The sequence below is a fragment of the Arthrobacter sp. CP30 genome (assembly GCF_053470025.1).
Map to the genome: position 1 here is coordinate 103,737 of NZ_JBQEMM010000010.1, position 14,032 is coordinate 117,768.

General features: G+C 69.6%; 15 protein-coding genes. 12 read left to right on the forward strand and 3 right to left on the reverse strand.

The genetic code is table 11. The features are described from left to right. Positions 1-78 precede the first annotated feature (78 nt). From ACTIMO_RS13545 to ACTIMO_RS13555, 3 genes are read left to right on the forward strand one after another with little or no spacing between them, the layout of a single operon-like run. Positions 79-1,611: an ABC transporter permease gene (locus ACTIMO_RS13545; RefSeq protein ID WP_157365938.1), complete on the forward strand. Its 1,533-nt coding sequence runs from the start codon at positions 79-81 to the stop codon at positions 1,609-1,611. Positions 1,612-1,619: 8 nt separating this feature from the next. Continuing rightward, positions 1,620-2,654 (forward strand): ABC transporter permease, encoded by a 1,035-nt coding sequence (locus tag ACTIMO_RS13550; protein WP_082471626.1) that lies wholly within the window; start codon positions 1,620-1,622, stop codon positions 2,652-2,654. Further along, complete coding sequence (locus ACTIMO_RS13555) at positions 2,654-4,444, forward strand: ABC transporter ATP-binding protein (protein WP_448182734.1); 1,791 nt, start codon at positions 2,654-2,656, stop codon at positions 4,442-4,444. The genes ACTIMO_RS13550 and ACTIMO_RS13555 overlap by 1 nt, the downstream gene beginning before the upstream one ends. A gap of 80 nt (positions 4,445-4,524) precedes the next feature. On the opposite strand, the gene ACTIMO_RS13560 is transcribed toward ACTIMO_RS13555, so the two are convergent. After that, a complete protein-coding gene (locus ACTIMO_RS13560; RefSeq protein ID WP_422390106.1) occupies positions 4,525-5,490 on the reverse strand; it encodes a zinc-binding dehydrogenase in 966 nt (321 codons plus the stop codon). A 160-nt stretch (positions 5,491-5,650) separates the two neighbouring features. Here ACTIMO_RS13560 and ACTIMO_RS13565 point away from each other — a divergent pair, with 160 nt between their 5' ends. Further along, entirely contained in the window at positions 5,651-5,725 is a 75-nt protein-coding gene (locus ACTIMO_RS13565) for a 50S ribosomal protein bL37 (RefSeq protein ID WP_369299106.1), read from the forward strand. 96 nt (positions 5,726-5,821) lie between these two features. On the opposite strand, the gene rsrA is transcribed toward ACTIMO_RS13565, so the two are convergent. Continuing rightward, complete coding sequence (gene rsrA / locus ACTIMO_RS13570; protein WP_055773106.1) at positions 5,822-6,082, reverse strand: mycothiol system anti-sigma-R factor; 261 nt, start codon at positions 6,080-6,082, stop codon at positions 5,822-5,824. Further along, positions 6,079-6,777 (reverse strand): sigma-70 family RNA polymerase sigma factor, encoded by a 699-nt coding sequence (locus ACTIMO_RS13575; protein WP_422390107.1) that lies wholly within the window; start codon positions 6,775-6,777, stop codon positions 6,079-6,081. The genes rsrA and ACTIMO_RS13575 overlap by 4 nt, the downstream gene beginning before the upstream one ends. Positions 6,778-7,124: 347 nt before the next feature. Here ACTIMO_RS13575 and ACTIMO_RS13580 point away from each other — a divergent pair, with 347 nt between their 5' ends. The 8 genes from ACTIMO_RS13580 (at position 7,125) to ACTIMO_RS13615 (ending at position 14,032) form a co-directional block, all read left to right on the forward strand. After that, the gene (locus ACTIMO_RS13580; protein WP_422390108.1) at positions 7,125-7,673 is read left to right on the forward strand and encodes a DoxX family protein; all 549 of its coding nucleotides are present in this window, start codon (positions 7,125-7,127) and stop codon (positions 7,671-7,673) included. 41 nt (positions 7,674-7,714) lie between these two features. Further along, positions 7,715-9,037 (forward strand): 3-phosphoshikimate 1-carboxyvinyltransferase, encoded by a 1,323-nt coding sequence (aroA, locus tag ACTIMO_RS13585; RefSeq protein ID WP_448182751.1) that lies wholly within the window; start codon positions 7,715-7,717, stop codon positions 9,035-9,037. Next, on the forward strand, positions 9,034-10,164 hold the full coding sequence (rsgA, locus tag ACTIMO_RS13590) for a ribosome small subunit-dependent GTPase A (protein WP_448182735.1): 1,131 nt from the start codon (positions 9,034-9,036) through the stop codon (positions 10,162-10,164). Before aroA ends, rsgA begins: the two co-directional genes overlap by 4 nt. 158 nt (positions 10,165-10,322) lie before the next feature. Beyond that, complete coding sequence (locus tag ACTIMO_RS13595) at positions 10,323-10,526, forward strand: cold-shock protein (protein ID WP_043446208.1); 204 nt, start codon at positions 10,323-10,325, stop codon at positions 10,524-10,526. A 137-nt stretch (positions 10,527-10,663) separates the two neighbouring features. After that, positions 10,664-11,473: a histidinol-phosphatase gene (gene hisN / locus ACTIMO_RS13600; protein ID WP_055773117.1), complete on the forward strand. Its 810-nt coding sequence runs from the start codon at positions 10,664-10,666 to the stop codon at positions 11,471-11,473. A 27-nt stretch (positions 11,474-11,500) separates the two neighbouring features. Then, on the forward strand, positions 11,501-12,262 hold the full coding sequence (locus ACTIMO_RS13605; protein WP_448182736.1) for a class I SAM-dependent methyltransferase: 762 nt from the start codon (positions 11,501-11,503) through the stop codon (positions 12,260-12,262). 55 nt (positions 12,263-12,317) lie between these two features. Then, positions 12,318-13,217, forward strand: a complete 900-nt coding sequence (locus tag ACTIMO_RS13610) for a metal ABC transporter substrate-binding protein (RefSeq protein ID WP_448182737.1) — start codon at positions 12,318-12,320, stop codon at positions 13,215-13,217. Between the two features lie 5 nt (positions 13,218-13,222). Further along, the gene (locus tag ACTIMO_RS13615; RefSeq protein WP_448182752.1) at positions 13,223-14,032 is read left to right on the forward strand and encodes a metal ABC transporter ATP-binding protein; all 810 of its coding nucleotides are present in this window, start codon (positions 13,223-13,225) and stop codon (positions 14,030-14,032) included.

Here is a 14,032-nt window from a genome sequence, read left to right on the forward strand (position 1 = left end):
CGGGCAGGCTCCCACGGGCCTGCCCGTCCCTGTGCCCGGCCGCCGCGCCAGCCTGCACCGTTTCCTAGGAGCCCCCACGTGTTCTACTTCATCGCCAAGCGGACGATCATCTCGTTCTTCATCATGCTCGCAGCGACCACGCTGATGTACTTCCTCACCATCTCGTCGGGCGATCCGTTCGAGGACCTGGGCGAGACGAGCGGCCCCGAGAAGGCCGCGACGATCGCGGCACGGACTGCAGCCATGAACCTGGACGTCCCGCCCATCCCCCGCTACTTCCTCTGGCTCCAGGACGTCGGCCACTGCCTCGTCCCGGGCGGCATCAGCTGCACGCTCGGCCAGGACCGCACCGGAGCGGCGGTCCTCCCCCAGCTCGAGAACGCCATCGGTTCGACGCTGCGACTCGTCGTCGTCGCCACCGTGCTGGCGCTGATCCTCGGCGTCGTCGTCGGGATCGTCACGGCGATCCGCCAGTACAGCACCTTCGACTACTCGGTCACCTTCATCTCCTTCCTGCTGTTCTCCCTGCCCCTGTTCTGGCTCTCCACCCTGCTGAAGCAGTACCTGGCGATCGACCTGAACACCTGGCTGGCGAATCCGCAGTTCTCCTATCTCACGATCGCCCTGATAGGGGTGGTCGCCGGCGTGGTCTGGGCGATCGTCGTCGGCGGTGACCGACGGCGTCGCCTCATGGTGTTCGGCATCGCCGCCGTCGCCACCGCACTGGCGCTCTATCTGCTCCTCGTCACCGGCTGGTTCGTCGCTCCGGGCTTCGGCGTCGTCGGTATGCTCATCTCGGCGGCGGGCATCGCCGTCCTGTGGACCGCCCTGCTCGCCGGATTCCGCCGTCGTCGCGTCCTGAACGCCGCCCTCGCCGCTGCGGGCGTGAGCTACATCGGCTACCTCGTGTCGATCCCGCTCCTGACGGATCCCAGCTGGTTCCTCGTGGTCGCGCTCGTCGTGGCCCTCGCGGTCGTGTCCTACGTCGTCGCAGGAGTGGTCGGCGGTCCGTTCCGTGCCCAGGCAGCGAAGATCGGCGCGGTGATCGCCGTCTCGGTGAGCCTGCTGATCGTGCTCGACCGCCTCCTGCAGGCCTACCCCACCCTGTCCGCCAAGGCGGGCGGACGCCCGATCCCCACCACCGGCTCACAGTCCGCCAACCTCGAGGGCACGTTCTGGGAGATCAACCTCGACTACGCGCTGCACCTCATCCTGCCCACGATCGCCCTCACGCTGATCTCCTTCGCCACCTACACCCGCTACACCCGTGCGAGCCAGCTCGACGTGATGAACCAGGACTACATCCGCACCGCTCGGGCCAAGGGCCTCAGCGAACGGACCGTCCTGGTGAAGCACGCATTCCGCAACGCGATGATTCCCATCACCACGCTGATGGCGTTCGACTTCGCCGGCGTCCTCGGCGGCGCCGTCATCACCGAGCAGGTCTTCGGCTGGAACGGCATGGGCAAGATGTTCGTCGACGGCATCGCGAACGTGGATCCGGGGCCGGTCATGGCCTTCTTCCTCGTCGTCGGGACGGCCGCCGTGCTGTTCAACATGCTCGCCGACATCGCCTACGCGTTCCTCGACCCGCGCATCACCCTGAGCTAGGACCCACCATGACTCCACACGACAAGAACCGGGACGACTCCCGCGCATCCGTCGAGCTGTCCGAGCTGACCCTGCAGAGCCAGGACACGGACATCTCGACGGCCCGGCCCACCAGGGACCAGACGGATCGCATCCGCACCACGGAGGCCAAGAGCCAGGGCAAGCTGATCCGCGAGCGGTTCTTCCGGCACAAGGGCGCCCTCGCCGGGATAGCCCTGCTGGTCCTCATCTTCATCCTCGCCTTCAGCTCCATCGGTTTCGCCGGCCTGCCGGGCTGGTGGAACAAGGAATACGACGTCCTCGCTCCCCGGTTCAACGAAGGCCGGCCCACGCTCACGCTGTGGCCCTTCAGCCTCGGGGAACATCCGTTCGGGCAGGACGTCCTCGGACGCGACTATTTCGCGCTCACGATGCGCGGCACCCAGACCTCGCTGATCATCGCCTTCATCGTCGGGCTCGTCGCCATGGTGATCGGCACCACGGTCGGCGCGCTGGCCGGATACTTCCGCGGCTGGACCGAGGCGTTCCTCATGCGGATCACCGACGTGGTCATCACCATCCCCACCGTCGTGATCGCCGCCGCAGTGGCGGGGATCGTCGCGAAGGCCGGCATCATCCCCTTCGCCGTGTTCCTCGGTGTCGTCACCTGGACGGGCCTCGCGCGGCTCGTGCGCGGCGAGTTCCTGTCGTTGCGGGAGAAGGAGTTCGTCGAATCGGCGAAATCCGTGGGCGCCAGTTCGTTCCGCATCATCTTCCGCCACATCCTGCCGAACACGGTCGGGGTGATCATCGTCTCGACGACGCTCGCCATCTCCGGAGCCATCCTCCTCGAGACCGCGCTGAGCTACCTCGGCCTCGGCGTCGTCGCGCCGGACACCTCGCTCGGCAAGGCCATCAACGACAACCGCTCCGCGCTGACGGTCCGGCCGTGGCTGTTCCTCTGGCCGGGCGCCTTCATCATCGGCATCGCCCTCGCCGTCAACTTCATCGGCGACGGCCTGCGCGACGCGTTCGACCCCAAGCAGACAAGGGTGAAGCAGTAATGGCAGCACACAGTTCCGTCGTCATCTCCGACGAGCAGGTCCCCCTCGGGGACGGCCCCATCCTCGCCGTGAAGGGACTCGGCGTCGACTTCAACGTGGACAACGAGTGGGTCATGGCCGCCGAGGACGTCTCCTACGAGATCCACCCCGGTGAGATCCTCGCGATCGTCGGCGAGTCCGGCTCGGGCAAGAGCATGTCCTCCATGGCGCTCCTCGGGCTCCTGCCCCGCAACGGGCGCTCGCACGGCAGTGCGAGGATGCTCGGCAAGGAGCTCATCGGCGCCCCGCAGGGGACGCTGCGCCGCGTGCGCGGCAACGAGATCGCGATGATCTTCCAGGAGCCCATGACGGCACTCAACCCGGTCCTCACCGTCGGTGAGCAGATCCGCGAAGCCGTCGAGCAGCACACCGAGCTCTCCCCCGCCCAGGCGAAGAAGCGCGCCATCGAGCTGCTGCGCATGGTCGAGATCCCCGAAGCCGAACGCCGCTACGACTCGTTCCCGCACCAGTTCTCCGGCGGCCAGCGCCAGCGGGCCATGATCGCCATCGCCCTCGCGAACGACCCGATGCTCCTGATCGCGGACGAACCGACGACGGCGCTCGACGTCACGGTGCAGGCCGAGGTGCTGGACCTGCTGCGCAAGCTGAACAAGCGGCTCAACAGCGCCGTCCTGCTCATCACCCATGACATGGGCGTGGTCGCCGATCTCGCGGACCACGTCGTGGTCATGGAGAAGGGCCGGATCGTCGAGGCCGCCCCCACGGCCCGGCTGTTCGCCGCCCCGACGGAGGCGTACACCCAGCAGCTCCTCGGGGCGGTCCCCCACCTGGGCTCGAAGGTCGGCGGGGTGCTCGCCGACGTCGAGGTGGTGGACGGGCAACTCAGCATCCACGAGGAGTACGCCGAGGCTGCCCTCCGGGCCCGGGAGACGCGGACCGCCTCGGGAGTCGTCCCGGCCCTGGAACTCACCGATGTGGACATCGAGTACCCGGGGCGCTTCCGTCAGCCGCCCTTCAAGGCGGTCAACGGCGTCTCCCTGACCATCAATCCCGGTGAGGTCATGGGTCTGGTGGGCGAGTCGGGCTCCGGCAAGTCGACGATCGCGCGCGCGGTCACGGGCCTCATCAAGACCTCCGGCGGCAGGGTGAGGATCGGCGGCACCGACATCACGGAGCTGACGGCACGGCAGCTCCTGCCGCTGCGCAAGAAGTTCGCGATCGTGTTCCAGGATCCGGCGGCGTCGCTGAATCCGAGGCTGTCGATCGGTGACAGCATCGGCGAGCCGCTGCTCCTCCACGAGAAGCTGGGCCGCGGCGAGCTGGACAAGCGCGTCGCCTCCCTGCTCGAGGACGTGCAGCTGCCGGTGGCCTTCCGCAACAGGTACCCGCACGAGCTCTCCGGTGGCCAGCGCCAGCGCGTCGGGATCGCCCGGGCCCTGTCGCTGCAGCCGGACCTCCTGGTGGCCGACGAACCCACCTCGGCCCTCGATGTGTCCGTGCAGGCGAAGGTCCTCGAGCTCCTGCAGGAGCTGCAGCGGGAGCGGGGCTTCGCCTGCCTGTTCGTCAGCCACGACCTCGCCGTCGTCGAGCTCCTGGCCAGCCACATCGCGGTACTGAACAAGGGCAACCTCGTGGAGCAGGGCAGCACGGAGCAGGTGCTGAAGTACCCCCGCGACGCCTATACCCGGCGGCTCCTCGCCGCCGCTCCGGTCCCGGACCCGGCGGTGCAGGCCCTGCGGCGGGAGCAGCGCACCGCCATCCTCGCCGCCGGAGCCACCGACCAGGGCTGACGCAGGACGCGCAAGGGACCCGCCATGCTGGAGGGTCCCTTTCGTGTTCCTGCAGGTCCTTCCGGACAGAGCGGGAGCGGCTAGTGGCGGAAGACGATCTTCCCGAACACCTCGCCGTCCAGCATGCGCCGGAAGCCCTGGACGGCATCCTCGAGCGGCAGCACGCTGTCGATCACGGGCCTGACCCCGGTCGTCACGAGGAAACGCGTCAGCCGGATCAGCTCCTCCCGCGTGCCCATGGTGGAGCCAAGCACCCGCAGCTGGAGGAAGAACACCCGGTTGAGGTCTGCCGACGGTGCAGGACCGCTGGTCGCACCGCAGGTCACGATCGTCCCACCCGGCACGAGGGACTTCAGGGAGTGGCCCCAGGTCGCCTCCCCCACCGAGTCGAAGACCACGTCGACGCGCTCGGGAAGGCGCGCGCCGTCGTCGAACACGCGATCCGCGCCCAGGTCGAGGGCACGCCGGCGTTTCTCCTCGCTCCGGCTGGTGGCCCAGACGCGGAACCCGGCGGCAGCGGCCAGCGCGATGACCGCGGACGCGACCCCGCCACCCGCGCCCTGCACCAGGACCGTGGACCCCGGAGCGGCCGGTGACACGGTGAACAGCATCCGGTAGGCGGTGAGCCAGGCCGTCGGCAGGCAGGCCGCCTCCTCGAAGGTGAGCTCGGGAGGCTTGGGCACGAGGTTGCGCTCGGGCACCCAGACCTCGTCGGCCATGGTGCCGGGGTGCTGCTCCGACAGCAGCGACCGCTTCGGGTCCAGCGTCTCGTCGCCCCGCCAGCCCGCGGAGGACACGACGCCGTGCACGATGACCTCGTTGCCGTCGTCGTCGACCCCGGCCGCGTCGCAGCCGAGCACCATCGGGAGCCGCTCCCCGGGCAGGCCCACACCCCGCAGGGACCAGAGGTCATGGTGGTTGAGGCTCGAGGCGACGACCCTGACACGGCGGAAGCCGGAGGGCGGCTCGGGAAGCTCGAGCTCCCCGACGGTCAGGCCGGCGAGGGGATCGCCCGCCGACTGGGTGGCTACATAGGCAGCACGCATGCACACGCTCCTTCGGTCATGGCTGGTCCGTCCATCCTAGGGGTGCCTCCCCGGCGGGCAGGGGACGGTGCGCCGCTGTTTAGGTGACGCCCGTCGCCGTATGGGAGACTGGGGTGCAGTTCTGCACGACTACAGTGCCTGAAGAAGAAGGAGGCAGCCCATGAGCAAGCGAGCACGCAAGCGTCGCGACCGCAAGCGCGGAGGCGCGAACCACGGTAAGCGCCCCAACACCTGAGTCCAGGCGTGAGAACCACGACGACAGAACCTCCGGCCCCGAAGGGTCCGGAGGTTCTGTCGTTCTACGGCCGGCTGACGTACGCCGTCGGCAGGGTCAGTGGTCCACCGTCTTCAGGTGGCTGATGCGATCGAGGATGCTGGCCTTCAGCGTGGACGGCGCCACCTCGGTGCAGGACCGCTTCACCACGGAGCGGATCACGCACTCGAGATCGTGCTCCTCCGCGCACTGCGGGCACCCGTCCAAGTGGTCCTTGATGTCCACCAGGTCCTGGTGCGACAGCGCACCGTCCAGGTACTCGTACAGCCGTTCGATCCTCGAGTCGGCGCAGTCGCCCATGCTCCCGCAATCGCTCATTTCTCCATCTCCTGTTCTGTGCCCGCTGCCTTCGCGCCGCCGGTCGTTACCCGGACCCTGGCGCCTGTGCCGTCCCCGAGGCCCCGCTCGTAGGCGTATTCCGCGAGAAGCTCGCGCAGCAGCTTGCGGCCGCGGTGCAGCCGGGACATGACCGTCCCGATGGGCGTGTTCATGATTTCCGAGATCTCCTTGTACGCGAAGCCCTCGACGTCCGAGAAGTAGACGGCAAGCCTGAACTCCTCGGGAATGGCCTGCAGGGCGCTCTTGACGTCGGAGTCGGGCAGGTGGTCGAGCGCCTCGGCCTCGGCAGACCGCAGCCCCATCGAGGTGTGTTCGGCGGCCTTCGCGAGCTGCCAGTCCTCGATCGTGTCCGAGTGCGACTGCAGGGGCTCGCGCTGCCTCTTGCGGTACAGGTTGATGTAGGTGTTCGTGAGGATGCGGTACAGCCACGCCTTGAGGTTGGTCCCCGGCTTGTACTGGTGGAAGGCCGAGAACGCCTTGGTGTACGCCTCCTGCACCAGGTCCTCTGCATCACTGGGGTTGCGGGCCATGCGCATGGCGGCCGAGTACAGCTGGTCGACGTACTGCATCGCGTCACGCTCGAAGCGCGCCTTGCGGTCAGCCTCCGACTCCGTCGAGACGTCCAGCTGTGCGTCTTCGGCCTGGTTGCTGCCTGCGGGGGCTGTTGTATTCATCGAGTCGAAGTCTACGCGTCCGCCCCCTCGCGACGCCGGGGCACCGGCACGCCGCACCGTTGTCGACAGCTGGAAATCCGGCCTGCCGATCGTCGCCGTCTGGAGAACCGTCATCGGTGCATCCCCTTCCGTTCGGGTTCCTGTACACCTCCTCCAACCCCGGGCCGGGACCTTCTATTCCTGTACATCCGCCCGCAGCCGGTCGGTTGACGGGCTGCGGGCAACCCCGGCACCCGTCGCGGTCACTGATCGCACGGCCCGGCGCGGCATGTAAAACTAGACTCAGCGTGCTTCGTATCCGTCCAAGCAATGCCCGGCAGCAGCCGCCGGGCCACCAGGAGGCAGTTGTGACCCTTGTCCGCGTTATCGCCCGTCCCATGATCGCCAGCAGCTTCGTGTTCTCCGGCGTCGACCGGCTCCGCACCGCCGGAGCCACCGCACCGCAGCTGAAGCCCGTCCTCGCAGGAGTCACGAAGGTGGTCCCCTCGGCCGCCGCCATCACGGGGAACGAGAAGCTCGTGGGCCAGGTGCTCGGCGCGACGCAGGTCGGTGCCGCACTGCTGCTGGGCATCGGCCGGTTCTCCCGTGTCGCGGCACTGCTGCTCACGGTCACTGCGACGGTCAACGCCCTCGTCGACTACCGCTCCGCCGATTCAGCCACGAAGGAGGGCAAGAAGGCCCGCCGCACCCAGCTGCTGAAGAACCTCTCCCTGATCGGCGCCGTCCTGCTCGCCGCCGTGGACACCAACGGTCGCCCGGGCCTCGCCTGGCGGGCCGAGCACCTCGCCATGGACGCGAAGAAGAACGCGACCGGCCTCGGCAAGGACGCGCGCAAGCAGCTGAAGAAGGCCGACAAGGCCGTGCGTAAGACCGCCGCAGACGTCGTCGGTTCCTAGACTCCGTGACGACCTCCTCAGGCGGGGTGCCCGGCCAGACCATGTGGCGGGCGCCCCGCCTGACGCATGCCGTGGACGCAGCCATCTCGGTTCCGGGCTCCAAGTCCCTCACCAATCGCTACCTGGTGCTCGCGGCCCTGGCCGACGGTCCGTGCGTCCTCCGCCGCCCCCTGCACTCCCGTGACTCCGCCCTGATGATCACCGCGCTGCGCTCGCTCGGTGCCGTGATCGACGACATACCGGGCGACGGCGGCTTCGGGCCCGACCTGCGTGTCACCCCCCTTCCCACGGGTGCGCACGAGCCGTCCGCACGGACCGTCGACTGCGGCCTCGCGGGGACGGTCATGCGCTTCGTCCCGGCAGTGGCGGGCCTGGTCACCGGGACCACGGCCTTCGACGGCGATCCCCACGCGCGCCGCCGGCCGATGGGAGCGATCATCGATGCGCTGCGCGGCCTCGGCATCAGCATCGACGACGGCGGTGCGGGTTCGTTGCCCTTCACCATCGAGGGCCGGGGCGGGGTGCGGGGCGGCCGACTCGTCATCGACGCGTCCGCCTCCTCGCAGTTCGTGTCCGCCCTGCTGCTCGTCGGCGCGCGATTCGACGAGGGACTGCACCTCGAACACGTCGGCAAGCCCGTGCCGAGCCTCGACCACGTCCGCATGACCGTCGAGACCCTGCGCTCCCTCGGCGTCGCGGTGGACGACTCCGTCCCGGACCACTGGCACGTGCCCCCCGGCCCCATCCCCGCGTTCGACGTCGCGATCGAGCCGGACCTCTCCAACGCGGGGCCGTTCCTGGCGGCGGCCGTCGTCACGGGCGGCACCGTCCGCATCCGCAACTGGCCGTCCGGCACCACGCAGGTCGGCGACGCGTGGCGCCGCATCCTGCCTTTGATGGGTGCGACGGCGACGCTCGACGACGGCACCCTCACCGTGACCGGCGGGCCGTCGATCACCGGCGGCGTCTTCGCGGACACCTCCGAGCTGGCCCCGACCGTGGCAGCGCTGTGTGCCCTGGCGACGACGCCGTCGACCCTCACCGGGATCGCGCACCTCCGCGGCCACGAGACCGATCGGCTGGCGGCCCTCGCCGCAGAGATCACCGGACTCGGCGGGAGGGTCGAGGAGACGGCCGACGGCCTCGTGATCGAGCCCGCCCCGCTGCACGGCGGCGTCTTCCACACCTACGAGGACCACCGCATGGCGACCGCCGGGGCGATCCTCGGCCTCGCCGTCGACGGCGTGCAGGTCGAGAACATCGGGACGACGGCGAAGACCATGCCGGAGTTCCCCGAGCTCTGGGCGGCCGTCGTGTCCCCCGCCACGCCGTCCACCACGATCGAGTCGGGTGCGCGCGCATGAGCGAGGCCGGCAACCGCAGGGGTTCGCGCGCCTGGGACGAGTCGGACGTCCGGATCCGCCCCAACAAGAAGGGCACGCGCCCGCGGACCAAGACACGTCCCGCCTACGACGACGCGGTGATCGGTCGCGTGGTGACCGTGGACCGCGGCCGCTATACCGCGGTGGTCGAGGAGGACACGCCGGGCGAGCGGATCGTCGTGGCCGCCCGGGCCCGGGAGCTGCGGCGCAACGCCGTCGTCGCCGGTGACCTCGTGGCCCTCGTCGGGGACCTGTCCGGCGGGCCGGACTCCCTCGCGCGGCTCGTGCGCATCGAGGAGCGGCGCACCGTGCTGCGGCGCAGCGCCGACGACACCGACCCGGTGGAGCGCGTCGTCGTCGCCAATGCCGACCAGCTGGTCATCGTCGTCGCGGCGGCCAATCCCGAGCCGAGGACCGGCTTCATCGACCGCGCGCTCGTGGCCGCCTACGACGCCGGGATCGAGCCGCTGCTGTGCATCACTAAGGCCGACCTGCGCGATCCCGCGGACCTGCTCTCCAACTACGAGCACCTCGACCTGCGCGTCATCATCAGCCGGACGGACGAGGGCGTGGGCATCGAGGCCACCTCCGACGACGGCGAGTCCGCGCGGCTCTCGCACGGGGCCGTGGACGCCCTGCGGGACGAGCTCGACGGACAGGTCAGCGTGCTGCTGGGACACTCGGGGGTGGGCAAGTCCACCATGGTGAATGCCCTCACCGGGTCCACCCGCGCGACGGGCGGAGTCAACGCCGTCACCGGGCGCGGGCGCCACACGTCGTCGTCCGCCCTCGCCCTGAAGGCCGCGGACGCGTCGCCGGGTACGTGGATCATCGACACCCCCGGCATCCGCTCCTTCGGGCTGGCGCACGTGGATGCGGACCGCATCCTCCAGGCGTTCCCCGACCTCGAGCCCGGGACCGAGCGCTGCGAGCGCGGCTGCCGCCATGACGACAACGCGGTGGACTGCGGCCTGGACGGCTTCGTCGCCGAGGGGCTCGCGGGCGAATCGGGTCCGGTCCGGCTCGCCAGCCTCCGCAGGTTGCTGACGGCCGGGATCGCGGATCCCCGGGGCAATGCGCATGATGCGAAGGAGCTGGGCCAGCAGTAGGCGAGGAACTGCTAGACTGGCATCTGTTGTTGTTTGCGCATTAAATTTCAAGCCTTGACCCTCCACCTGGAGTTCGACAGCTTTTGACGTAAAGCGGGTAACGAACACCACGATGAGCCCCGATCGTCGGGACGCTCTCCCAGGTAAGGATGTACAACATGGCTACTGGCACAGTGAAATGGTTCAACGCCGAAAAGGGCTTCGGCTTCATCGCTCCCGAGGACGGCGGCGCTGACGTATTCGCCCACTTCTCCGCGATCAACTCGAACGGCTACCGTTCCCTCGAGGAGAACCAGAAGGTCAACTTCGAGACCACCCAGGGCCCCAAGGGTCCCCAGGCCGAGAACATCACCGTTCTCTGATCCTGCTCGGCACCGCTGACGCGGCGCCGGATCGAAAGCCACCGCGCGGCGAGAGCCCGCGGTGGCTTTTCGCTGTCATGACCCGCCCGGCCGCGCCCCGGCATGCGCGGGCCCACCGGGACGATAGGTTGATCGGTATGAGTTTCATGCAGGGCTACAACGACGACCTCCGGCTCGCGCACATCATGGCCGACTCCGTCGACGACCAGACGATGTCCCGCTTCAAGGCCCTCGACCTCCGGATCGAGACCAAGCCGGACCTCACGCCCGTGACGGACGCCGACAAAGGCGCCGAGGAGGCGATCCGCGGGCAGCTCTCGAGGGCACGGCCCCGCGACGCCGTGCTCGGCGAGGAGTTCGGCAGCACCGGCTCCGGCTCACGCCGCTGGGTGATCGACCCCATCGACGGCACGAAGAACTTCGTCCGCGGCGTCCCCGTGTGGGCAACGCTCATCTCGCTGGTCGACGACGGCAAGCCCGTCGTCGGTGTCGTCAGCGCTCCCGCCCTGGGCAAGCGCTGGTGGGCCGCCGAGGGGACCGGCGCCTACACCGGTAAGTCCCTCGCCGCGGCGCAGCGCCTCAGGGTCTCCAACGTCTCCCGCCTCGAGGATGCCTCCCTGTCCTACTCCAGCCTGTCCGGCTGGCGCGAGCGCGGGGCGCTCGCCGAATTCGTCAACCTGACGGACCGCGTGTGGCGGACGCGCGCCTACGGCGACTTCTGGTCCTACTGCCTGGTGGCCGAGGGCGCCGTCGACATCGCCTGCGAACCCGCCTTGAATCTGTACGACATGGCGGCCCTGGTCCCGATCGTGACCGAGGCCGGTGGCCGCTTCACCTCGCTCGACGGCGAGGACGGACCCCACGGCGGCAATGCGCTCGCCACCAACGGGACGCTCCACAGCGAGGTCCTCCGCACGTTGAATCCCGATGTGGACGATCTCCTCTAGCAGCCGACCGGCACCTGGACACACGGCATGAGCATCGGCCCCCGGCTCGACGACGACCGCCGGCGCGAACTGGCGGGCGCCTACCTCTCGGGAGCCGGGCGCTACGACCGCGTACGGCCCGGCTACCCCCCTGCCGTCGCCGACTGGGTCGTCCCGGCGGACGCGCGCCAGGCGGTCGACGTCGGCGCCGGTACGGGACTGTTCACCCGCGACCTCGTGGAGCGCGGGCTCGAGGCCACGGCGATCGATCCCTCCGAGGACATGCTGGCCGTCCTCGCCACGCACCTGCCCGAGGTTCCCGCGGTGGTCGGCACCGCCGAGCAGACGGGTCTCCCCCGGTCCTCCGCCGATCTGCTGGTGCTCGCGCAGACCTGGCACTGGTGCGACCACGGAGCGACCGTCGACGAGGCCGCCCGCGTGCTGCGGCCCGGCGGCAGACTCGCCGTGGTGTGGAACCAGCTCGATGTCTCCCTCCCCTGGGTCCACCGGCTCTCGAGGATCATGCACGCCGGAGACGTGTTCTCCCCCGAGGACCGCCCGTCCTTCGGCCCGGCCTTCGGCGTGTCCGAGGAGCTGCTCGTGCACTGGACCCAGGAACTCGCCGTCGAGGACGTCGTCGACCTGGCCCGGTCGCGGAGCTACTACCGCCGGGCGGGCCCGGCGCTGCGCTCGCGGGTGGAGACCAACCTCTCGTGGTACCTGACGGACTACCTCGCCTTCCGGCCGGAAGCGGTGCTCCGCCTGCCCTACTACACCCATGCGTGGCGCGCGGACCTCCCCCTGCCCTAGATTTCGGCCTGCCTCGACGTTAGATTTAGGCATGCCTCAAAGTCGATCCGCACCGGTGACGGGTACGATCGCCCTCGCCGCCTCCCTCCTGCTCGCCGGTTGTGCGGCGTCGGCCGGGGCAGCACCGGGCGAGGGCCGGGAGGACGACCGCGCGCTGGTCCTCACGACCTTCTCCGTCCTGGCGGATCTCGCCGACACGGTGGGCGGGGGCCACGTCCGCGTGGAGTCAATCACGAAGGTCGGCGCGGAGATCCACGGGTACGAACCGACACCCTCGGACCTGGTCCGCGCCCAGGAGGCGGACCTCATCCTCGACAACGGGCTCGGGCTGGAGCGCTGGTTCGAGCGGTTCCTGAACTCGGTCGACGCTCCCCACGTGGTCCTCTCCGACGGCGTTGAACGGGTCGACATCCGATCCGGCGATTACACGGGCCGGGCGAATCCGCACGCGTGGATGTCGCCGGTCGCCGCACAGACCTACGTGGACAACACCGTCTCGGCCCTCTCGCGCCTCGAACCCGGCCACGCCGCCGACTTCGAGGAGAACGGGCGCGCGCTGAAGGCCGAACTAAAGGACATCCTCGCCGACTTCAGGGCGGACATCGCCGGGATCGACGAGCCGGCGCTGGTCAGCTGCGAAGGTGCGTTCTCCTACCTGGCGCGGGACACGGGACTGCAGGAAGCCTTCCTCTGGCCCGTCAATGCCGACGCGGAGGGCACCCCACGCCAGATCCGCGGCGTCATCGATTTCGTCGAGGAGAACGACGTCCCGACGCTCTTCTGCGAATCCACGGTCAATCCGTCCGGCCAGGAACAGGTGGCCCTCACCACGGGCGCCCGGCTCGGCGGGACCCTCTACGTCGATTCGCTCTCCACCGAGGACGGCCCGGTGCCCACGTTCGTCGACCTCATCCGCTACGACCTGCGGACCATCGCGGAAGGACTCGCCCGATGAGCAGCATGCCCACCGACCACATGCCGACGGACGACGACCCGGAGGACAGTACCCCGGTCCTCGATGTCCGCGGGGTCGGTGTGACCTACGACGACGTGCAGGCGCTCGACGACGTCTCGGTGTCGCTGCGGGCCGGCAGCATCTGCGGCCTGATCGGCGTCAACGGTTCGGGTAAGTCGACGCTCTTCAAGGCACTGATGGGGCTCGTGGCCCCGCAGCAGGGCACGGTGGAGCTCTTCGGCCGGACGACGGCGGCGGCGCGGAAGGCAGGCCTCGTCGCGTACATGCCGCAGGCCGAGGAGGTGGACTGGACCTTCCCGGTGTCGGTGTCCGACGTCGTCGGGATGGGCGTGTACGGGCGTCTCGGAGCTGCACGCCGGCTCCGTCCGGCGGATCGTGCCGCCGTCGGCGAGGCGCTCGAGCGGGTGGGCCTGACCGACCTCGCGAGGCGCCAGATCGGCCGGCTCTCCGGCGGACAGCGCAAGCGCGTGTTCATCGCCCGCAGCATCGCGCAGGACGCACGCCTGCTGCTGCTCGACGAGCCCTTCGCGGGGGTCGACCAGGCGAGCGAGCGCACCATGACCGCACTCCTGAGGGACCTGCGCGAGGAAGGCCGGACGGTGCTCGTCTCGACGCACGATCTCGCGGGGGTACCGGAGTTCTGCGACGAGGCCGTCCTGCTGCACCGGCGGGTCCTCGCCCACGGGCACCCGGCCGCGGTACTGACACAGGGCAACCTGGCTCGCGCCTTCGGAGCCGCCCCGTCCGACGCCGTTCCCCGGCCCCTCCTTCCCGCCCCGATCGGAGAATCCTGA